The organism is Dactylosporangium sp. CA-152071 (assembly GCF_050936335.1).
In the GTDB taxonomy this organism is placed as follows: domain Bacteria; phylum Actinomycetota; class Actinomycetes; order Mycobacteriales; family Micromonosporaceae; genus Dactylosporangium; species Dactylosporangium maewongense.
The window spans coordinates 7,495,403-7,515,403 of record NZ_JBNJMZ010000001.1 but is presented as its reverse complement, the minus strand read 5'-3'; the positions used below and the strand labels follow the sequence as shown (position 1 = coordinate 7,515,403).

Sequence of the window (20,001 nt, the reverse complement as noted above, 5' to 3'; positions counted from 1 at the left end):
ATCACACGCTCCCGCAGGTGTACCGCCGTGTCCGCCGGGTTGCGGACAGGGTGACACCGTCAAAACGACAGTTGCGCCGCCGGCACCGGCCGGGAGTACAGGTAGCCCTGCGCGTACTGGCAGCCCAGCGCCTTCAACGCCTGGGCCTGCGCGGCGGTCTCGACCCCCTCGGCGACCGTGTGCAGCGACAACCCCTCCGCCAGCTGCAGGATCACCTTCATCAGGGTCGAGTCGACACCCGAGGCCGTGAAGGTCCGGTCGATCTTGAGGATGTCGACCGGGAGGTGCACGAGGTACGCCAACGACGAATACCCGGTGCCGAAGTCGTCGACGGCGATCCGCACGCCCCGCTCCCGCAGCAGCCCGAGCCGCGCCGTGCGCTCCGCGTCGTCGACGAGCACCGACTCGGTGAGCTCCAGGACCAGCGCGGCCGGCGGCAGCCCGGTCTCGTCGAGCACCGCGAGGACCCGCTCGGCGAAGTCCTCCTCGCGCAGCTGGTGCCCGGACACGTTGACGGTCACGGCGACCCCGTCGCGCTCGAACCACGCCCGCGCGTCGGTGCACGCCTGCCGCAGCACCCACCAGCCCAGCGGCACGATCATCCCGATGGCCTCGGCGACCGGGATGAAGGTCAGCGGCGGCACCCCGCCGGCCGGCCAGCGCAGCAGTGCCTCGACCGCGGTGACCCGCTCGTCGAGCAGGCGGACGACCGGCTGGTAGTGCAGCTCGAACTCGCCCGCGGCAAGGGCCCGGCGCAGCCCCGAGGCCAGCTCGCGGTGGCGGGCCGCGGCGGTGCGCAGGTCGGGCTCGAAGCGGACGACCCGGTCCTTGCCGGCCGTCTTCGCCGCGTCCAGGGCCAGGTCGGCGTCGCGCAGCACGTCGGCGGAGCTGCGCTGGTCGCCGACCGCGACGAGCCCGGCGCTGCCGGTGAGGTGCACCTGGCGGCCGGCCACCGGGTACGCCGGCCGCAGCTGCGCGAACGCCGCCTCGAACGCGTCCGAAGCGCCGCGCCAGACGACCGCGAACTCGTCGTCGCCGAGGCGGGCCAGGACGTCGGCGTCGGGCAGCGCCGCCCGCAGCCGGTGCGACACCTGCTTGAGCAGCTCGTCGCCCGCCTCGTGGCCGAGCGTGTCGTTGACGTCCTTGAAGCCGTCGAGGTCGAGGAGCGCGACCGTGAAACCCGGCGGCGACGCCCCGGTGAGCACCCTGTCGAGCCGTTCGGTGAGCTGCCGCCGGTTGGCCAGCCCGGTCACCGGGTCACGGGTGGCGCGCTGCCGCAGCTCCCGCTCCAGCCCCTTGCTGCGCGCCGACGAGCTGGCGAGCGACTGCCTGAGCCGATCGGACCGCTGCCGCACCAGCAGCACCGCCGCGCCGGCCGCGGCGAGCGCCACGAGCATGGCGAGGCCGGACAGCGCTTGCTGGAGCATCGCCGGTACAGCCAGCGAAAACGCGACGAGGAACACTCCGGCGACGGCGAGCAGGGCGGCGGGCCGGCCCACCATCGGGGCGGGTCGCGGATGAGGGCTCGGCTTGCGTCGCACGCTCCGATGCTATCTATCACAAATCCGATTTTTCGCTACCTAACGGACAACACGCGCGCAAGCAAAAGGCGGGCCTCCCCGTGGGGAAGCCCGCCTTCGCGGGTCGGCGTGTCAGCCGCGCCAGTCGAAGCCCGCCTCGACCACGATCTTGTCGGCGGTGGCGGCGATCCGGTCGGCGAACTTGTTGGTGTGGTGCCCGCAGAAGGCCAGGTCACCGGCGGCGCCAAAGGTCACACGAGCCTTGGCGGCGGCACCGCAGCTGTCGCAGCGCTCCCCCGTCAGCTCGGGGACGACGTGAACGGCCGGGCGCGAGATCAGCATCGGGGTCATCTCAGTCTCCTCGAGTCGAAGCGGTCAGCTGCTGCTTGAAATGTGGCTTTTCTGAGTGTTGAGCCTTACCTACCTAACAGTACGTTCGCCTGAATTAAGCGACTAGTTCGTAAGCGTTGGCTTTTGGTCACAGGCAGGTTGCCGACTCCGTCCGTTCGTCTGATGCATCACGGGTGAACGTCACATACCCGCCCGGCAACTTCCCGACACCACCTGGCATTTCCGCACCGTGCACGTCTGCCAGGTCCACTGTGGACAGCTCGCACAAGGACCGGGCACCCGAACGGCAACGCACGGCGAACCAGGGGTGTACCCCGAGGTGCCGAATCTTGTGGAGGTCCGGATGACACCGGCCGGACGGCAACACCGCTCCACAGGATCTGCATCCACGGAAGGGCCTACATACATGATTCGCCGCCACACCCGCGCATTGATGCCGCTCGCCGCGCTCACCATTGGTGCCACCGCCGGCGCCGTGTCCCTCACCGGCATGGCCGGCGCGGAGACCACGGGCACCGCCGGCGCCGCGACCACGGGCGTCGTCCGCACCGGAGCGGGTGAGGACGGCTACAGCTCCAGCAGCCGCCCGTCGTTCAACTTCGGCGCCTCGGACACCCTCGTCGCCGGCCGCTCCGGGGCCGACACGATGGTCACATACCTGAAGTTCACGGTCGCGAACCCCGGCCCCGGCGCGACCGTCAAGAACGCCCAGGTCGTGCTGACCCGGGAGAGCAAGGCGCTGCCGAACACCCTGTCGCTGAGCCGGGTCGCCGACACGACCTGGACCGAGAAGTCCCTGACGGCGAAGAACGACCCGGCGATCGGCGCGGTCGTCAGCAACGCCAAGCCGAAGAGCGACGCGGCCACCGTCACCTTCGACGTCAGCGCGGTCGTCAAGGGCGCCGGGACGTACACGTTCGCGGTGACCTCCCGGGTCGCCAACACCCCGGCCCGCTTCAGGTCCTCCGAGGCGGCCACCGGCAAGCCCAGCCTGAACCTCACCGTCGCCCGGCCGGCCGCCACCAAGCCGCCGGTGGAGGCCACCCCCACGCCGACCAAGCCGGCCCCCACCCCGAGCAAGCCGGCCCCCACCCCGAGCAAGCCCGTGGTCACGCCGACGACGCCCGCTCCGACCACGCCCGCCCCGACCTCGCCGGCCGGTGGCTGCGCCGTCGACGCGAAGCTCGTCCCGTCCTGCGGCGTGCTGTGGGGCGCGGCCGCCGGCGGCTTCTCCGACGTGCCGCGCGACGAGGCGCTGAAGACCTTCGAGCAGAAGAGCGGCCGGACGTCGACGATCTATCACACGTACCACAAGGGCGACGAGCTCTTCCCCACCAAGAACGAGATCGCGATGACCAGCGACCCGGCCAACCCGCGGACGCTGATGCTGAACTGGAAGGTCGGCTACGGCACGAAGTGGGCCAACGTCGCCAACGGTGACCAGGACGCCCGCATCGACCGCCTCTCGACCTACATCAAGACCAACTACGGCACGAAGAAGTTCTTCATGGTCCTGCACCACGAGCCGGAGAACGACGTCGTCGCCACCGCGGGCTCGGGCATGACCGCCAAGGACTACGCCGCGATGTTCCGCCACACCGTCCTGCGCATGAAGGCCAACGGGGTCACCAACGCCGTCTTCGTCGTCGCCTACATGAACTACGAGAAGTGGAACAACACGTCCTGGTGGGGCGACCTCTACCCCGGCGACGACGTCGTGGACTGGGTCGGCGTCGACACCTACAACAACGCGCAGCCCGGCGGCTTCCACACCGGTGACTTCAACTACATGATGAACCGCACCAACGCCCCGGCGAAGTTCCCCGGCTGGTACACCTGGGCCACCACCAAGCACCCCGGCAAGCCCATCATGGTCGCCGAGTGGGGCGTCTACGACTCGTCGACGGTCGTCGACGGCAAGAACAAGGCGAACGTGTTCGCCACCGTCCTGCCGCAGCTGGCGAAGATGCCGCAGATCAAGGGCCTGGTCTACTTCGAGACCGCCAAGGACCAGAACGGTCACGACATCCGCATGGACGACACCCCGGAGGCCCTCGCGGCGTTCCAGAAGATCGCCGCCGACCCGCGTTTCAACGTCAAGATCTGACCCCGTCTCCGAAGAAAAGGGCCGCCCGTCCCGGGCGGCCCTTTTTCGGTGTCCACCGGTCGCCGACCAGCGGCCCGAACCGGGGGACGGGGCAACTGCGCTGCTACCCGGCGGGTCCCGGGAGCACCACCGACGGCCCGCAATCTTGTTTCTGCAAGGCAATGACAGCAAATGTGAAAGCAAGGGATGTAGACATATGATGAACCGCCGCGTCCTCACTGTTCTGGCCATGACCGCCGCCGCTGCCGGCTCCTTCTCCTTCGCATCCGCCGCCGCGGCCGCCCCCGCCGAGGGCACCGTCCGCGGTGCCGGCGAGGCCGGGGTGCTCAAGGACCGCTACATCGTGGTCCTGAAGGACGGCTCGACGACGTCCTCCGACGCCCTCGCGGGCAAGGTCGGCGGCTCGGTGAGCACGCGGTTCGACAGCACCGTCAAGGGCTTCTCCGGCAGGATGAGCGCGACCTCCGCGCGCCGCCTCGCCGCCGACCCGGCCGTCAAGTACGTCGAGCAGGACCGCATCGTGCAGGTCGAGGCCACCCAGTCCGGCGCGACGTGGGGCCTGGACCGCATCGACCAGGCGGCCCTGCCGCTGAACGGCAGCTACACCTACGGGCCGGCCAGCAACGTCACCGCGTACATCATCGACACCGGCATCCGGCTCACCCACAGCGAGTTCGGCGGCCGCGCCAAGTCCGGCTACGACTTCGTCGACAAGGACTCGGACGCGACGGACTGCCAGGGCCACGGCACGCACGTCGCCGGCACCGTCGGCGGCGCCACCTACGGCGTCGCGAAGGACGTCAAGCTCGTCGGCGTCCGGGTGCTGGACTGCCAGGGCAGCGGCTCCTACTCGCAGATCATCGCCGGCGTCGACTGGGTGACGAAGAACGCCGTCAAGCCCGCCGTCGCCAACATGAGCCTCGGCGGCTCGGCCGGCTCCACGCTCGACGACGCGGTGAAGAAGTCGATCGCGTCGGGCGTCACGTACGTCGTCGCCGGCGGCAACGACTCCGCCAACGCCTGCACGAAGTCCCCGGCCCGCCTGCCCGAGGCGATCACCGTCGGCGCCACCGACAGCAAGGACGCCCGCGCCAGCTTCTCCAACTTCGGCAGCTGCCTGGACCTGTTCGCGCCCGGCGTGAGCATCCTGTCCAGCGCCAACAGCGGCAACACCGGCACGACCAAGATGAGCGGCACCTCGATGGCCAGCCCGCACGTCGCCGGCGCGGCCGCCCTCTACCTGGCCGGTCACCCGACCGCCACCCCGGCGCAGGTCCGCGACGCGATCGTCAACGGCGCCGTCAGCGGCAAGGTCACGGGCGCCGGCTCCGGCTCGCCCAACAAGCTGCTCAACACCACCGCGCTGATCTCCACGACCGCGCCGACCAACCCGCCGACCACCACCCCGACCACGCCGACGACGCCGACCACCCCGACCACCTGCGCCGCGGCCTCCAACAACGCCGACTACTTCATCGCCGACCGGGCCACCGTCAACAGCAAGGTCACCATCGCCGGCTGCGCCGGGACCGCCTCCAAGACCTCGACCGTCAAGGTGGCCGTGAAGCACACCGACCGTGGCGACCTGCGTGTCGACCTGATCGCCCCGGACGGCACCGCGTACAAGCTGAAGTCCTCGATCTCCGGTGACGACGTGGCCAACCTGACCGCGACCTACACCGTGAACCTCTCCACGGAGACCCGCAACGGCGTGTGGACCCTCCGCGTGCAGGACGTCTTCGCCGGCGACACCGGCACGCTGGACACCTGGACCCTGACCGTCTGATTGCTCACCTCCCCCTGGTGACCGATGGCCCCCGCGCGATGGCGCGGGGGCCATCGGCGTTGTCAACCGTTGCAGAAACCGCGAATCGGTCTCAACTAGGTCTAACCCGTCGGTACGGTGTTTGGGCATCCGAGACTAGGGGGTCGCCATGAGCACAGCGAGAGAGTCCATTGAGGTGGCCGTCCCGGCCGGGGTCGCGTACGAGCAGCTCACCCACTTCGAGAACTACCCGCAGTTCATGTCCGGGGTGATGAGCATGGCGCCGATCGACGCCTCGACGGCCCACATGGTGCTGGACATCGGTGGCAACCGCGCGGAGTTCGACGCCCGGATCACCGAGACGCGCCCCGGCGAGTTCCTGTGCTGGGAGGCCCTCGACGGCCCGCAGGTCAGCGAGGCGCTGCGGCTCGAGCCGATGGCCGACGGCATGACCAGGGTCATCGCCGAGCTGCAGATCGACGCCCGCGAGCTGATGCCGACCGAGCAGCACGCCGTCGAGGTGCTCAACCGGCGGCTCAAGGCGGACCTCAAGGGCTTCAAGCGCTTCTGCGAGGAGGCCGCCACGAAGACCACGGTCAACCGCCCGGCGGCGACGGCCACCAACCGCCCCGTGACGGCGACGCCGGCGACCATCGCGCGCGGCATCGCGTCCGCGTCCGGCATGACGCACGCCTCCAACGAGCGCCCGCCGCAGGGCCCGCCCGCCGCCGGCAACCTCGGCCCCATGCAGCACATGCAGGCCCGCGGCCGGCAGACCCGGATCTGAGCACTCCGGACAGGACAGAAGGGGCGCCGGCGCAGGCCGGCGTCCTTTGTCGATCAGCGAACAATCACCCGAAAAGCCACATATGATGGAATCTCATGAAGGGTGAGAGGGGCGAGGACTGCTCATGACCGCCATCCTGGTCGCCGACGATGACATGGACATCAGGGACCTCGTCGCCTTCAAGCTCGAGCAGGCCGGTTACGACGTCGTCGCGGTCGACAACGGGCTCGCCGCGCTCACCGAGGCGACCCAGAACCCGCCGGACCTCGTCGTGCTCGACGTCATGATGCCCGGCATGTCCGGCATCGACGTGTGCCGCCAGCTGCGGCAGGACGCCGGCACGAAGGCGCTGCCGATCATCCTGCTCACGGCCCGCGCCCAGGAGGGCGACGTGGAGGTCGGCTTCGGCGCCGGCGCCGACGACTACATCGTCAAGCCCTTCAGCCCCAGGGAGCTGGTGAGCCGCGTCGAGGCCGTGCTGGCGCGGATGCGCACGTGACGCTCGCCGGCGCCGCCCTCGTGGCGCTGGCCGTCCTGCTCGTCGCGGCGCTGGTCTTCGGCGGCCTCATCGTCGGCGGCAGGGCCGTGCGCCGCGCCCGCGAGGCCCGCCGCGCCAAGCTCGCCACGCCCGCCCGCCGGCTGCTGCTCGCCATCGCCGCCGGGGACGACGACCCCGAGCAGGTCGAGGCGCTCGTGCGCCTGTCCGACGAGGTCTGGCAGGCGGTGGAGCCCAACGCGATCGCCCTGCTGGGCAAAGTCCGCGGCGAGGCGCACACCACGCTCGTCGACGTGTTCGAGCGCCGCGGCGCCGCCTGGCGGGCCCGCAGCCGGCTGCGGCGCCGCGACCCGGTGGCCCGCGCGCAGGCCGCCGAGGTGCTGGGCAACCTGGGCCGCAAGGACGCGCTGCTGCCGCTGTGCGACCTGCTCGGCGACCCCGACCCCGACGTCCGGGTGGTCGCCGCCCGCTCACTCGGCCGCATCGGCGACGCCGGCGCGACCCAGCCGCTGCTCGCCACCCTGGCCAGCCGGCGCATGGTCCCGCAGCAGGTCGTCGCGACCGCGCTGACCAGGCTCGGCACCGCCGCGCAGGGTGCGCTGCTCGCCAGCCTCGACGACCCGCGGGCACCGATCCGCGCGACCGCCGCGGAGGTCCTCGGCCTCATCGGTGCCGTCGGTGCCACCGTACGGGTGGAGAGCGCGCTGCGCGCGGACCCGTCGCTCGACGTGCGGATCAGCGCCGCCCGGACCCTCGGCCGCCTCGGCACCCGGACCGCCCTGGCGCCGCTGCTCGACTCCCTCGAGCCGGACCGCCCCGTCGCCCTGCGGGCGGAGGCCGCGAAGGCCCTCGGCGAGCTGGGCGCCGTCACCGCCGCGTCCGCGCTGACCGTGCTGCTGTCCGACATCGAGTACGTGGTGGCCCACAACGCGGCCCGCTCGCTGCTGCGCCTCGGCGGCGCCGGCCGGGCGGCGCTCACCGCGGCGGAGCACCGGGCCGAGACCGAGCCCGACGACGAGCGGGTCCTGCTCGGCGCCGCGCACGCCCGCGAGGCGCTGGCCGCGGCCGAGCTCGACGACCACCGCAGGCAACTCGTGCCATGACCGGCCCGCAGCGGAGCGAGGAGCCGGTCATCAGGAACACAGCCCGACGGTCAGGCCGACGCCGGAGCGCAGCGGAGGTGGCGGCATGACCGCCGACTGGGTCCGGCAGATATTGACCGTCACGGACGTGTTCATCCTGACGTACTTCCTGCTGATCAACTCCAGCTACCTGGTGCTGATCGTGCTCGCGTCGGCCGAGTTCGTGCACCACATGCGGCGGGTGCCGTTCGCCGGGCACGAGGAGACGTACCGCAGCCCGCTCACGCAGCCGGTCTCGGTGCTGGTACCGGCGTACAACGAGTCGGCCGGCATCGTGCAGTCGGTCCAGGCGATGCTCGCCCTGCGCTACCCGGTCTTCGAGGTCATCGTCATCGACGACGGGTCCACCGACGACACGTTCGAGCGGCTGCGGGAGGAGTTCGGCCTGGTCGAGGTGCCCCGCGTGGTGCCCGACGCGACCCCCACCCGGGGGCGCATCCAGTCGGTGCACGTGCCGAGGGAGCGGCCGGACCCGCTCGTCGTGGTGCGCAAGCAGAACGGCGGCAAGACCGACGCGGTCAACACGGGCATCAACGTCGCCCAGTACCCGCTCGTCTGCATGGTCGACGCCGACTCGGTGCTCGACCCGCAGGCGCTGCTGTCGGTGGCGAAACCCTTCACCGACGACCCGATCCGCACCGTCGCGTCCGGCGGCGTCATCCGCGTCGCGAACGGCTGCACGGTCGTCGCCGGCCGTATCGTCGACGTCCGGATGCCGCGCAACTGGCTGCCCAGGGTGCAGGTGGTGGAGTACCTGCGGGCGTTCCTGCTGGGCCGGACCGGCTGGTCGAGGATCGGCGGGCTGCTCATCATCTCCGGCGCGTTCGGCATCTTCCGCCGGGACCTGCTCGTCGAGGTCGGCGGGCTCGACCACGACTGCATCGGCGAGGACGCGGAGCTGGTCGTCCGGCTGCACCGGCACCTGCGCCGGCAGCGCCGCGACTACCGGATCGTGTTCGTCGCCGAGCCGGTGTCCTGGAGCGAGGCGCCCAGCTCGCTGAAGGTGCTCGGCAAGCAGCGCCGCCGGTGGCACCGGGGCATCACCGAGATCCTCCGCAAGCACCGGTCGATGATCCTGAACCCGAGGTACGGGCGGATCGGGCTCGTCGCGATGCCCTACTACGTGCTGTTCGAGCTGCTGGCGCCGATCGTCGAGCTGGCCGGGGTGGTCCTCGTCCCGCTCGGGCTGTACGTCGGCGCTATCGACGCCCGGTTCGCGCTCGTGTTCGTCGCCGTCGCGTACGGCTACGCGCTGCTGCTGAACCTGATCGCGCTGACGGTCGAGGAGTACTCGTTCCACCGGTACCACCGCTGGACGGACCTCATCGCCTCGGTCCTCGCGTCGGTGCTGGAGAACTTCGGCTACCGGCAGCTGACCGCGATGTGGCGGACGATGGGCATGTGGGCCGCGATCAAGGGCGGCAAGCACGAGTGGGGCCAGATGACCCGCACCGGCTTCCAGACGGTCCTGACACCGGAGAAGGCCCCGGCGAAGACGCCCGAGAAGACGCCCGGGAAGTCACCGGCCGAGCAGGTCACAGCCAAAGAGGACGTTCACGTGGAATCCTGATCGTGAAGGTGGTGCCGGCGCCGACGACGCTCTCGACGGCGATCTCGCCGCCGTGACCCTCCACGATCGTCTTCGTGATCGCCAGGCCGAGCCCGGCGCCCTGCACGGCCTCGCGGACGGCGAACGTGCCGCGGAAGAACCGCGTGAAGAGCTTCCCCTGCTCCGCCTCGTCGATGCCGACCCCCGTGTCGCGGACCACGATCACCACGTGGTCGCCGTCGTGCTGCGCGGTCATCTCGATGAGCCCGCCGTCGGGGGTGAAGTTGATCCCGTTGACCAGCAGGTTGACCAGGGCGCGCTCGAGCTGCTCGGGGTCGGCGTCGACGGTGCCGAGGTGCGGGGCGGTGCGCAGCTCCAGGCGGTGGCCGCGGCGCTTGGCCCGCGGCTCGACGGCCTTGCGCGCGGCGACGAGCACATCGGTGAGGTCGGTGCGGACCAGCTCGAGGTCGAAGACCCCGGCCTCGACCTTGGAGATGGTGAGGAGGTCCTCGATGAGCGCCCGCAGCCGGTCGGAGTTGCGGCCGATGACCTGCAGCATCCGCGCCTGCGCCGGGTTGAGCTCGCCGGCCTCGCCGGAGGTGAGGACCTCCAGGTGGCCGATGACGTTGGTCAGCGGCGTGCGGAACTCGTGCGACACGGTCGCCACGAAGTCGCTCTTGACCAGGTCGAGTTCGCGGAGCCGGGAGACCGCCTCGCGCTCGTGCTCGTAGGCGGCGCGCAGCGCGTCCTCGGTGCGCTTGCGGTCGGTGATGTCGTGCACGAAGGCGTTGAAGCTCCAGCCCTGCATCGCGTCCCGCACGGCCCAGATGGCGAGCTCGATCGGGAACTCGTAGCCGTTGGCGTGCCAGGCGGCGATCTCGATCCGGTTGTCGAGCACGTGCCGCTCGCCCGTGGTCAGGAAGCGGCCGACGCCGAGGTGGTGGGCCTCGCGGAAGCGCGGCGGCACGATCGTGTCGGCCAGCCGGCGGCCGATCGCCTCCTCCTTCGACAGGCCGAAGACCTTCTCGGCGGCGGCGTTCCAGCCGGTGATCATGCCGCCCTCGTCCATCGCGACGAAGGCCTCGATGCAGCTGTCGAGGATGCGCTCCATGCGCTCGGTGCCGAAGCGAAGCGCCTGGGTGGCGGCCATGCGGTCGGCGACCCGGCCGAGCTGGATGCCGACGTCGGCCATGATCTCCAGCAGTCGCGGGTCGGGGTCCGCCGGCTCGATGGTGAAGAACTCCAGCACGGCCGCGACGACCCCGCGGGCGGTGATCGGGAAGGCGATGGCGGCGCCGACGCCCGCGGTCGCGCCCGGGATGCGGGCGCGCATGAAGTTGACGTCCGTGGAGACGTCCGCCGTCCAGACGGGGCGGCCGGTGCGGGCGGCGCTGCCGACGATGCCGCCGCCGTACGTGAACCGGAGCCCTGCGCTCGCGCTGCGCAGCCCGCCGAAGGAGTCGGGGACCTCCTCGTACCAGATGTCCGTGGACACGAAGACGCGCCGGTCGCGCTCGTCGGGCAGGCACAGGTGGCCGGCGTCCCAGCCGGTGGCGGCGCAGACCGCCTTGATCACCGGCAGCCCGGCGTCGGCGATGCTGTCCGCCTCGTTCGCGATCCGGGTCGCCTCCTGCAACAGGGAGACGAGGACGAGTTCGCGATCCTTCGACACATCTTCGATCCTAAAGTCGGACCCGCCGCGATCTGCCCTTTTCGAGCGGATAACGGCGGGTCCTGACTGGATCGCGGGCTGCGGGCCGCGTGCCCGTGGGTGAAACCGTTCAGGCCGTGGCCGGCGAGCACTGCAGCGCCGCCGCGACCTCGCGGACGTAGCGGTAGAAGCCGACCTCGCTGGCGCGGACGCCGTCGCTGACCGCGACCAGCCGCACGCCGCCGTCGGCGCACGCCTGGGCGAAGCGCAGCCCGGGCAGCCGGTGCCGCTCGCTGACCTCGACGACCGTGCCGTTGGTGCGGCACGCCTCGACCAGGTCGGCGATCGCCGCGTCCGGCACCGCGGACTCGTCGATGCCGGCCCGGGCGAGGAAGTCCAGCGGGCGGGCGAGGCGGGTCGGCGCGTAGCGGGAGACCCGCTCCACGGCCAGGCCCGTCACGGTGACCACCTGGTCGATGACGTCCAGGGCGCGCATGGTGCCGTTGTCGATGAGCCCGCGCACGGCGTCGGGGCTGAGCAGCCCGGCGGGCAGCGGCAGCCGGTTGAGCCCGACGGAGATGACCTCGAGGCCGTTGAGGTCGGACGGGAACGCCAGCCAGCCGTCGATGCCGATCGCCTCGACCTCGACGCCGCGGCGCAGGACGAGGTCGGTGCGCTGCTGGGCGCGCTGGATCGAGGCGAGGTACGGCGACAGCCAGCTCGTGTCGGGACCCACGCGGTCGGCGAACGTCACCTCGGTCAGCCCCGCCTGCTCGGCGCTGGCCACGAGGACGCTGACACTGTCCCGGCCGGACGAGAAGGCGGTGTGGACGTGGCCGTCAACGAGCTGGTCGATCATGTGGGCTCTCTTCCCTGGGGCTGGCTGCTCTTTCCAGGTATCAGGTTGCCGGGCCTGGGGCCCCTCCCCCGGTCCCGGCCAGTTGCGCTTGGGTTGACGGGGCCCCTCACTCGCCGGCGCGGTCCAGGACCGGCCGCCGGTACCGGTAACCGAACCCCCGCACGGACTCGATCGGCGACGCGTCCGGGTCGGTCCAGCCGAGCTTGCGCCGCAGCCGCAGGACCGCGAACTTGACCCGCTCCGGGCCGATGCCGGTCGGGTCGTCCCAGGCCTGGGCGAGCAGCTGGTTGGGCGACAGCACCGCGCCGGCGTGCCGGACCAGCACGTTCAGCAGTCGGAACTCGGTGGGCGTGAGCCGCACCTCGTCACCGGCCACGAAGGTGCGGCGGGCGGCCGGGTCGATGCGCAGGACGCCGTCGTCGTACACCTCGTCGGCCCAGGACGCGGGTCCGGCGCTGCGCCGCAGCAGCGCCTCGACCCGGGCCACGAGCTCCGCGTTGGTGAACGGCTTGGTGAGGTAGTCGTCCGCGCCGCCGCGCAGGCCGCGCACCTTGTCGGACTCCTGCCCGTGCGCGGTCAGCAGCAGCACCGGGACGTCACTGACGTCGCGCAGCCGCTCCAGGACCTGCCAGCCGTCCATGCCGGGCAGCCCGATGTCGAGGATGACGAGCTCGGGGCGCTCCGTGTAGGCGTCCCTGAGTCCGGTCCTGCCGTCCTTGGCGTGTGCGACCTGGTGTCCGGCCCGCGTCAGCAGCAGGCGCAGAGCCATGGCGATATCTGGATCGTCCTCGACCACGAGAAGCCGGCTCACGATCATCCCCCATTTCGTGCTGGTCGCGAAGGCAACGACAGCGTGACCGTCGTGCCGACCCCTTCGGTGCTGGCGACGCTGATGCCGCCACCGTGCAGTTCGACGATGGCCCGGCTCACCACGAGCCCGAGCCCCGTGCCGGGCATGACCTGCCGCCCGACCGCCGCGGCGACGTTGGAGCCGCGGAAGAATGCGCTGAAGAGCCGGGGCAGGTCGGCGGCGGGTATGCCGACGCCCGAGTCCGCCACGGCGACCGTCCAGCCGTCGCCGTCGGGCCCGGCCCGGACGGTGACCCTGCCGCCGCTCGGCGTGAACTTCACGGCGTTGCTGACCAGGTTGTCCACCACCTGGTGCACCCTGGTGTCGTCGCAGATCATCTCGGGCCCGTCCTCGCACTCCAGCACCAGCTCCAGCCCGGCCGCGAGCGCCGCCGGGGTCCGCTCGGCGACGGCGACGGCGAGGAGCTCCGGCAGCCGGGTCGGCATCGGCCGCAGCTGGAGGGTGCGCGCCTCGAGCCGGGACAGCAGCAGCAGGTCCTCGATGAGGCGCAGCAGCCGGTTGGCGTTGCGGTCGATCACGTCGAGGTAGGTGCGCTGGTCCTCGCTGAGGTCGCCGGTGGTGACGTCGCCGAGCAGGTGCGCGAACGCGACGACCGACGACAGCGGGCCACGCAGCTCGTGCGAGACGGTGGCGACGAACTCGTTGTTGAGCGCGGTCGCCTCGATCAGCGCCTGGTTGCGCTCCTCCAGCCCGCGGCTGCGCTCCTCCAGGCCCCGACTGCGCTCCTCCAGCCCGCGGTGGACCGCGACCCTGGCGGTGACGTCCCGGAGGTGCACGAGGGTGCCCGAGTCCGTCTCGCCGGGGCCGGCGACCGGCACCAGATCGATCTCCAGGACCCGACCGTCGTCGAACGGGATCTCCTCGCCGACGATCGCGCGCCGCAGGATGAACGCCTCGCGCAGCCGCTGGATCCGCGCCGAGTCCCGGCCGACCCGCTCGACCGCGCGGCCGATGACCGCGGCCCAGTCGAGCGGGTCGTCCTCGGCCAGGTCGCTGCGCGACGCGCCGGGGCCGACCATGCCGGTGTCCAGGAGCCGGTGCGCGGCGAGGTTCGCCAGCCGGACCCGGCCCTGCTCGTCGAGCAGCAGCAGCCCGTCGTCCATCGTCTCGACGAGCCGCGCGAGGCGCTGCCGCTCGACGGCGGCGGTGCGCTCGGTCTCGCGCTGGCGGGTGACGTCGATGCCGAAGAAGACGACGACACCGACCTGGGCGTCGTCGACGAACGTGCGGGCGGCGACCTCGATGACGCGCCACCGGCCGGCGGCGGTGCACAGCCGCAGGTCGGTGGTCCCGGACGGGTGGTGGCCGGCGCAGCAGGTCAGGAACATGGCGACGGCCGCGGGCCGGTCGTCGGGGTGGATCAGGTCGACGAGGCGGTAGTCCGGGGGTCTGTGCCGGTCGTGCCCGAGGACCGTGCCGAACGAGTCGGACAGCGCGCTCCATCCCCGGGCGGGGTCGACGGTCAGGATCATGGCCCGCGCGCCGGTGGTGATCGCCCACGCGAGGGGCGAGCCGAGCATCGGCGGTGGCGGCACGGCGCGGCACGGCTGGACGAGGGCGCGGTCGGCGGCGGCGGCGATCTCCGCGGCGGCGGCGAGCAGCTCGGTGCGGGCGGGCGCGGCGCTGAACTCGACCCGCAGCTCCTGGCCCCACTGGGCCGGGCCGACCGGGAGCCGCTCCAGCAGGTCGAGCTCGCCGACGACCGGGGTCAGCGCGGCGACGATCTCCGCGGAGCGGACACCGGAGAAGCCCCGCAGCTCCGCGACGAGGCGCTGCGCGTCCACCACGGTGGTCGCGTTCGCGGCACGGACCACCAGGTCGACCACAGCGCCTTCAATCAGGCCCGTGTCAACCAGACGGTCGGTCTCTCCACGCAAAGCTCTCCTCGGCCGGCAGCCTTTGCGACATTCGTCGCTTACTGTCGGTACACACATATCCTACGCAATGTAATGACATGTCCTGTAACGTTTCCGAAGGACCGAGGGGGTGCTCATCGCTGACGACACCGCCACAGAAGCCACCGGATCGCCCGACGCGGCCACCGGCTCCGGCATGTCCCAGCTGGGGACCGAGTTCATCCGGGTGGCCGCGCACGAGCTGCGGACACCATTGACGTCGATCATCACGTTCGCCAACATGCTCGACGCCGCCGAGGACATCCTCGAGCTCGACCCGGCCGACCGGCACGCCGCCCTCGCCGCCATCCGGCGCAACGCGGAGCGCATGCAGCTCACCGTCGCCGACCTCATGCTGCTGGCCGAGCTGGAGTCCGCCGAGGCGCCGCTCGACGCGGTCCGGGTCGACCTTCGGCCGCTGCTCCATGAGGTCACCGGCGGGCTCGCCGTCGCCCTGGACGTGCCGGACACCGCGCACCTCTTCGGTGACGGGCCGCTGCTGCGGCAGCTGCTGCGCACCGCCGTGGACGTCGCCGGCCTGGTCAACGACGCGGACCGGCCGATCGCCGTGACCGCCGCCCGCGCCGGCGGCACCTGGACGGTGCTGGTGGCCGCCACGGTCGCGGGCCCGCTGAGCGCCGAGCGCCTGCTGTCGATGCGGATCCCGCACCCCGACCACCCGGGCGAGCACCGCACCGCGGCGCTCGCCCTCATGCTCGGCCGCGAGATCGCCGCCCGTCACGGCGGCGGCATGGTGACCTGCGTGGAGCAGCGCGGCGTCACCGTCCGGATCACGCTGCCCCATTCCTGACGGCGGTTGTCAGGTTCGTACGGGAGGCTGCCACCCATGGAAACCAAGGCCGTCGCGCCGTTCACGATCGAGACCTGGGAAGACGACCTCTGCGACGAGCGCGCCGGGGCCCGCCTGTCGCGCACCAGGATCACCAAGACGTTCACCGGCGACTTCGCCGGCACCAGCGAGGCCTTCACGGTCATGTGCCAGGCGACGGTCCAGGAGTCCTCCGCGTACGTCGGCTTCGAACGCTTCCTGGGCAGCCTCCACGGCCGGGCCGGGACGTTCGTGCTGCACCACACCGCGTCGGGCGCCGGCGCCTCCTGGACGGTCGTGCCGGACACCGGCACAGGCGAACTGACCGGCATCCGCGGCGTCGCCGAAATCTCGATCGCCGAGGGCGGCGCGCACACCCTGACCCTGCGGTACGAACTGGGCTGACCAGCAACTTTCGGCGCCTATGGTCGCACCATGACCAGCACATCGCACACGAGCACGAAGACGCGCGCCTTCCCGGCGCCGGCCGACGAGCAGGAACGGCTGCGGTCCCTCGCGGACTACGGCATCCTCGGGGTGCCCTCGCTGCCGGACCTGCCATCGGTCGTCGAGCTCGCCGCCTACATCTGCGGCGTGCCGAACGCGGTCGTCAACATCATCTCCGCGACCCAGCAGCACCAGATGGCCGCCTACGGCTTCGAGCCCGGCGTCTGCGACCGCGAGGACTCGATGTGCGCGATCAGCATCGTCGAGCCGGAGACCGTCGTCGTCCGCGACGCGACCCTCGACCCCCGCTTCAACCGCAACCCGTTCGTCACCGGCGAGATCGACGACGTGCGCTTCTACGCCTCCGCGCACCTGCGCGACCGGGACGGCCACGTCCTGGGCAGCCTCTGCGTCTTCGACCAGCAGCCGCACGAGCTCACCGCACAGCAGCGCGAGGGCCTGGAGAAGCTGGCCCGCATGGTCATGGACGTGATGGACCTGCACCGGCACGGCCAGATGCTCGAACAGGCCCTCAACACGGTGCAGCGCACCACCCGCGAGCTGCAGCGCTCCAACGCCTCCCTGCAGCACTTCGCCGGCCAGGTCAGCCACGACCTCAAGAACCCGCTCACCGGCGTCCTCGGCTTCGTGGCGATGCTGGCCGAGATCGACGCCGTGCTCGAGGACGCCACCGCGAAGCGCTGCGTCGACAAGGCCCTGTCCTCCGCGACCCGGATGTGGCGCATGATCGAGGACGTCCTGTCGCACGCGTCGCTCGGTGGACGCCCGTCCTTCGCCCAGGTCGACCTCGGCGCCGTCGTGCAGCAGGTCCTCGACGACGTCGGCGCCGCGATCTCGGCCGCGCAGGCGACGGTCGACACCGGTCCGCTGCCCATGGTGTACGGCGACGCCACCCAGCTGCGCGTCCTCGTCCAGAACCTGGTCAGCAACTCGCTGAAGTTCCGCGACCGCGGCCGCGCCTGCCACATCTCGATCACCGGCAGCGAGGACCCCGACGGCTGGACCTTCGCCGTCGCCGACAACGGCATCGGCATGGCCGAGGAGGACCGCCCGCGCGTGCTGGAGATGTTCACCAGGCTGCGCACCGACGTGGAGGGCTCCGGCATCGGCCTCGCCACCTGCCAGCGCATCGTGGAGGCGCACGACGCCAGGCTGGTGATCGACGGGACCCCCGGCGGCGGCACCACCGTCCGCATCACGCTGCCCCGCAACGCCCTGCCCTTCCCGGTGCTCCTCTCCTGAGCTGCCGGGCTTTTGGGAGGTGTGATTCCGGCCGGAGAGCCGACGGTGTCCACCGGTGTCCGATTGTCCTGCGGTGCAGCACGGTTGCCGACGAGCGCAGGTCAATTGCAGCGTCTGGCACCCGGCCGGTGCGGCCTGCGACGCTTACCTGGCAATGATCCACGCCGTAAACGTCCAGGCCACGACACACTTTCCCAAGGAGCCCAGATGACGATCCGATTGGTCGCCGTCGATGAACACGTCCTTCTCCGACTCGGCCTCAACCGTGTCGTGGCGACCGTCCCGGACATCACTCTGGTCGGCGAGGCAGGCAGCGCCGCCGAAGCCGAGCGCGTCGTCGCCGAGACCCGCGCCAACGTCGTCACCATCGACGCCTCCCTCGCCGACAGCGACGGCATCAGCCTCGCCCGCCGGCTCCGCGCCGCCAGCCCCGACCTCGGCGTCGTGCTGCTCAGCGCCGTCAGCGACGACAACCTCCTCTACCGCGCCCTCGACGCCGGCCTCTCCGCCTACGTCACCAAGGCCGCCCCGATCCCGTCGGTCCTCGCCGCCATCCGGCACGCCGCGGTCGCGCCGCACTCCTTCACCGCCCCGGGCCTCTCCTCCGCACTCTCCCGCCGCCGCGGCCAGACCGGCCTGCTCAGCCAGCGCGAGCAGGAGGTCCTCTCCCTCATGCGCGACGGCCTGAGCCTGCCGACCATCGCCCAGCGCCTCGCCGTCTCCGAGGCCACGGTCAAGACGTACGTGTCCCGCCTGTACAGCAAGCTCCGCGTCAACAACCGCTCCCAGGCCCTCATGGCCGCCGTCAACCAGGGCCTCCTCGTCTCGGTGGACGCCGCCTGAAATTGCCCCACAGACGAAAACGCGGACCGGCACCCCTCGCCGGTCCGCGTTTTTGCCGTCTGTACGCCATGCTGCTGCGATGGACCGCTACGAAGGCATCTGCCACCTCGACTGGTGGGCGAACTCCTCCACCGCGTTCGGCGCCGGCGAGGTCTCCGTCGTCATCACCTCGGACGGCGACACCTGGTCGGCCCACGGCCATCTGCTGGACCCCGATCCCGAGGCCCTGGAAGGCTTCACCTTCCTCTGCGACCTCGACCCCGTCTTCACGCTCCGCTTCCCCGACGACGCCACCATCGAGGTCACCGTCCACCCCGCGGCCGAACCGGGCCACTTCACGATGGCCGAGTACACCGGCCCGGCCACCCGCCCCGTCTCCCTCTGACCCCCGCTTCAGCTCCCGGCGCGGATGTCCCCGGACGCTTCGACCGTCGCCACAAAAGCGCCGGAAGACGGGCCAGGGAACGGTCCACGCGCCGCGCATCGTCAGCATCGCGCGGTCGGACGGACCCGGCACGAACGGTCCGCCATCCGGCTGGAGGATCGCACTTGCTCGTGGGTCGACCGCGCGCTCGGAACACGGAAGCGGCGGTCACGTCCGGGGTGAGCCGGGCGTGACCGCCGCCGTTGTGCGTATGGGCCGTACGGGCTTACAGGGCGAGGTCGTACTGGTAGAGGTTGTACTTCTGCATGAGGGCGACCAGTTTCGTGGTGTAGAGCGGGTCGGTGGCGTAGCCGCCCTTGTGGACCTCGGCGACGAACTGGTTCGGGTCGTTGAGGTAGTTGAAGGCGGCCGCGTAGCGGGACAGGTTCTTCAGGGCCATGCCGTGGTCGGTGAAGGAGGCGGTGGCGGTGGCGTACGTGCGGAACGTGGCGACCGTCGTGCTGCAGACGCCGGCGGCGTTGCACTCCTGGGTGCTGTAGGACTTGCAGCCGGCGGCGTAGGCGCCGGGGGCGTTGTTGAAGCACTTCATGCCGAAGAAGTTGCGGTCGTTGGCCGACAGGGAGCTGCGGCCCCAGCCCGACTCGAGGATGGCCTGGGCGAGGGTGACGGACGTCGGCACGCGGGTGTCGCGCTGGCTCCGCTGGGCGGCGGGGATCGACGCGGCCAGGAACTGCGCGTTGGTCATCGTGCCGGTCGGGCCCATCGGGACCGCGGCGACCGGGGTCGCGACGGGCGCGGCGGTCGTGGGTGCGGGGGCGGGGGCGCAGTTCGGCAGCTTGGGGTTGCCGGAGACGTACGCGTGGGAGATGAAGTCACCGATCGCGGTGCGGTCCCACTGGGCGGTGCGCCGGACGTTGCCGCGCAGGTACTGGCCGCTGACCTTGCAGGTGACCGTCACCTTCTGCTTGTTCTTGATCTTCCGGGTCTGCGTGAACCAGTTGGCGGCGCCGTTGCGGGCGGCAAGGGCGCCGTTGACGCGGACGGAGATGACGGCCGCGTCGGCCGGGGCGGTGGTCACGACGAGCGTCGTCGCCGTCGCGGCGAGCGCCAGGGCGGGCACGAGGACGTACTGCTTGAGACTGCGCAACATGAACTGATCTCCCATGAGGGGTGGGTGGTCCCCTCAAAGGTCGCCGGCTCAGGTAGCGCGGCCAGGTACACGCCGGGTTGCCGCAACGTTG

General features: G+C 71.3%; 18 protein-coding genes. 11 read left to right on the top strand and 7 right to left on the bottom strand.

Going from position 1 to position 20,001, the window contains the following annotated elements; genetic code table 11:
• Positions 1-59: 59 nt before the first annotated feature.
• Complete coding sequence (locus tag ACQEVZ_RS33835) at positions 60-1,541, bottom strand: putative bifunctional diguanylate cyclase/phosphodiesterase (RefSeq protein ID WP_433374023.1); 1,482 nt, start codon at positions 1,539-1,541, stop codon at positions 60-62.
• Between the two features lie 111 nt (positions 1,542-1,652).
• The gene (locus tag ACQEVZ_RS33830) at positions 1,653-1,871 is read right to left on the bottom strand and encodes a DUF7455 domain-containing protein (protein WP_033364102.1); all 219 of its coding nucleotides are present in this window, start codon (positions 1,869-1,871) and stop codon (positions 1,653-1,655) included.
• A 406-nt stretch (positions 1,872-2,277) separates the two neighbouring features.
• On the opposite strand from ACQEVZ_RS33830, the gene ACQEVZ_RS33825 reads away from it, so the two are divergent.
• The 6 genes from ACQEVZ_RS33825 (at position 2,278) to ACQEVZ_RS33800 (ending at position 9,738) form a co-directional block, all read left to right on the top strand.
• A complete protein-coding gene (locus ACQEVZ_RS33825; protein ID WP_433374019.1) occupies positions 2,278-3,978 on the top strand; it encodes a CBM96 family carbohydrate-binding protein in 1,701 nt (566 codons plus the stop codon).
• Positions 3,979-4,207: 229 nt separating this feature from the next.
• Positions 4,208-5,764 (top strand): S8 family serine peptidase, encoded by a 1,557-nt coding sequence (locus tag ACQEVZ_RS33820; RefSeq protein WP_433374016.1) that lies wholly within the window; start codon positions 4,208-4,210, stop codon positions 5,762-5,764.
• A gap of 148 nt (positions 5,765-5,912) precedes the next feature.
• A complete protein-coding gene (locus tag ACQEVZ_RS33815; RefSeq protein ID WP_344512029.1) occupies positions 5,913-6,530 on the top strand; it encodes an SRPBCC family protein in 618 nt (205 codons plus the stop codon).
• Positions 6,531-6,654: 124 nt separating this feature from the next.
• Positions 6,655-7,029 (top strand): response regulator transcription factor, encoded by a 375-nt coding sequence (locus ACQEVZ_RS33810; protein WP_203847576.1) that lies wholly within the window; start codon positions 6,655-6,657, stop codon positions 7,027-7,029.
• A complete protein-coding gene (locus tag ACQEVZ_RS33805) occupies positions 7,026-8,129 on the top strand; it encodes a HEAT repeat domain-containing protein (RefSeq protein ID WP_344512033.1) in 1,104 nt (367 codons plus the stop codon). The genes ACQEVZ_RS33810 and ACQEVZ_RS33805 overlap by 4 nt, the downstream gene beginning before the upstream one ends.
• 85 nt (positions 8,130-8,214) lie before the next feature.
• Positions 8,215-9,738 (top strand): glycosyltransferase family 2 protein, encoded by a 1,524-nt coding sequence (locus ACQEVZ_RS33800; protein WP_433374010.1) that lies wholly within the window; start codon positions 8,215-8,217, stop codon positions 9,736-9,738.
• On the opposite strand, the gene ACQEVZ_RS33795 is transcribed toward ACQEVZ_RS33800, so the two are convergent.
• The 4 genes from ACQEVZ_RS33795 to ACQEVZ_RS33780 form a co-directional block, all read right to left on the bottom strand.
• Complete coding sequence (locus ACQEVZ_RS33795) at positions 9,704-11,389, bottom strand: ATP-binding protein (protein WP_433374007.1); 1,686 nt, start codon at positions 11,387-11,389, stop codon at positions 9,704-9,706. The two genes, ACQEVZ_RS33800 and ACQEVZ_RS33795, sit on opposite strands and share 35 nt — an antisense overlap.
• Before the next feature lie 109 nt (positions 11,390-11,498).
• Complete coding sequence (locus ACQEVZ_RS33790) at positions 11,499-12,227, bottom strand: hydrolase (protein ID WP_363396971.1); 729 nt, start codon at positions 12,225-12,227, stop codon at positions 11,499-11,501.
• A 106-nt stretch (positions 12,228-12,333) separates the two neighbouring features.
• Positions 12,334-13,044 (bottom strand): response regulator transcription factor, encoded by a 711-nt coding sequence (locus ACQEVZ_RS33785; RefSeq protein ID WP_344512041.1) that lies wholly within the window; start codon positions 13,042-13,044, stop codon positions 12,334-12,336.
• Complete coding sequence (locus ACQEVZ_RS33780) at positions 13,041-14,924, bottom strand: PAS domain-containing sensor histidine kinase (protein ID WP_433374002.1); 1,884 nt, start codon at positions 14,922-14,924, stop codon at positions 13,041-13,043. Before ACQEVZ_RS33780 ends, ACQEVZ_RS33785 begins: the two co-directional genes overlap by 4 nt.
• 160 nt (positions 14,925-15,084) lie before the next feature.
• Here ACQEVZ_RS33780 and ACQEVZ_RS33775 point away from each other — a divergent pair, with 160 nt between their 5' ends.
• The 5 genes from ACQEVZ_RS33775 (at position 15,085) to ACQEVZ_RS33755 (ending at position 18,760) form a co-directional block, all read left to right on the top strand.
• Positions 15,085-15,804, top strand: a complete 720-nt coding sequence (locus ACQEVZ_RS33775; protein WP_433373999.1) for a sensor histidine kinase — start codon at positions 15,085-15,087, stop codon at positions 15,802-15,804.
• A 36-nt stretch (positions 15,805-15,840) separates the two neighbouring features.
• A complete protein-coding gene (locus ACQEVZ_RS33770; protein ID WP_354891184.1) occupies positions 15,841-16,227 on the top strand; it encodes a DUF3224 domain-containing protein in 387 nt (128 codons plus the stop codon).
• 30 nt (positions 16,228-16,257) lie between these two features.
• Complete coding sequence (locus ACQEVZ_RS33765; protein ID WP_433373995.1) at positions 16,258-17,532, top strand: sensor histidine kinase; 1,275 nt, start codon at positions 16,258-16,260, stop codon at positions 17,530-17,532.
• Between the two features lie 207 nt (positions 17,533-17,739).
• Positions 17,740-18,375 carry a response regulator transcription factor gene (locus ACQEVZ_RS33760; protein ID WP_354891182.1) on the top strand — a complete coding sequence of 212 codons (636 nt, stop codon included), beginning with the start codon at positions 17,740-17,742 and terminating at the stop codon, positions 18,373-18,375.
• A gap of 79 nt (positions 18,376-18,454) precedes the next feature.
• Positions 18,455-18,760: a hypothetical protein gene (locus ACQEVZ_RS33755; protein WP_433373991.1), complete on the top strand. Its 306-nt coding sequence runs from the start codon at positions 18,455-18,457 to the stop codon at positions 18,758-18,760.
• A gap of 265 nt (positions 18,761-19,025) precedes the next feature.
• Here the strand turns inward: ACQEVZ_RS33755 and gsmA are convergent, their stop codons facing one another.
• A complete protein-coding gene (gsmA, locus tag ACQEVZ_RS33750; protein ID WP_433373988.1) occupies positions 19,026-19,910 on the bottom strand; it encodes a sporangiospore maturation cell wall hydrolase GsmA in 885 nt (294 codons plus the stop codon).
• Positions 19,911-20,001 lie beyond the last annotated feature (91 nt).

What these genes read in the sequence shown, in the direction of transcription:
- ACQEVZ_RS33830 (WP_033364102.1), bottom strand. Translation starts at nt 1,871, where the DNA reads ATGACCCCGATGCTGATCTCGCGCCCGGCCGTTCACGTCGTCCCCGAG.
- ACQEVZ_RS33825 (WP_433374019.1), top strand. Translation starts at nt 2,278, where the DNA reads ATGATTCGCCGCCACACCCGCGCATTGATGCCGCTCGCCGCGCTCACC.
- ACQEVZ_RS33820 (WP_433374016.1), top strand. Translation starts at nt 4,208, where the DNA reads ATGACCGCCGCCGCTGCCGGCTCCTTCTCCTTCGCATCCGCCGCCGCG.
- ACQEVZ_RS33815 (WP_344512029.1), top strand. Translation starts at nt 5,913, where the DNA reads ATGAGCACAGCGAGAGAGTCCATTGAGGTGGCCGTCCCGGCCGGGGTC.
- ACQEVZ_RS33810 (WP_203847576.1), top strand. Translation starts at nt 6,655, where the DNA reads ATGACCGCCATCCTGGTCGCCGACGATGACATGGACATCAGGGACCTC.
- ACQEVZ_RS33800 (WP_433374010.1), top strand. Translation starts at nt 8,215, where the DNA reads ATGACCGCCGACTGGGTCCGGCAGATATTGACCGTCACGGACGTGTTC.
- ACQEVZ_RS33790 (WP_363396971.1), bottom strand. Translation starts at nt 12,227, where the DNA reads ATGATCGACCAGCTCGTTGACGGCCACGTCCACACCGCCTTCTCGTCC.
- ACQEVZ_RS33785 (WP_344512041.1), bottom strand. Translation starts at nt 13,044, where the DNA reads ATGATCGTGAGCCGGCTTCTCGTGGTCGAGGACGATCCAGATATCGCC.
- ACQEVZ_RS33770 (WP_354891184.1), top strand. Translation starts at nt 15,841, where the DNA reads ATGGAAACCAAGGCCGTCGCGCCGTTCACGATCGAGACCTGGGAAGAC.
- ACQEVZ_RS33765 (WP_433373995.1), top strand. Translation starts at nt 16,258, where the DNA reads ATGACCAGCACATCGCACACGAGCACGAAGACGCGCGCCTTCCCGGCG.
- ACQEVZ_RS33760 (WP_354891182.1), top strand. Translation starts at nt 17,740, where the DNA reads ATGACGATCCGATTGGTCGCCGTCGATGAACACGTCCTTCTCCGACTC.
- ACQEVZ_RS33755 (WP_433373991.1), top strand. Translation starts at nt 18,455, where the DNA reads ATGGACCGCTACGAAGGCATCTGCCACCTCGACTGGTGGGCGAACTCC.
- gsmA (WP_433373988.1), bottom strand. Translation starts at nt 19,910, where the DNA reads ATGTTGCGCAGTCTCAAGCAGTACGTCCTCGTGCCCGCCCTGGCGCTC.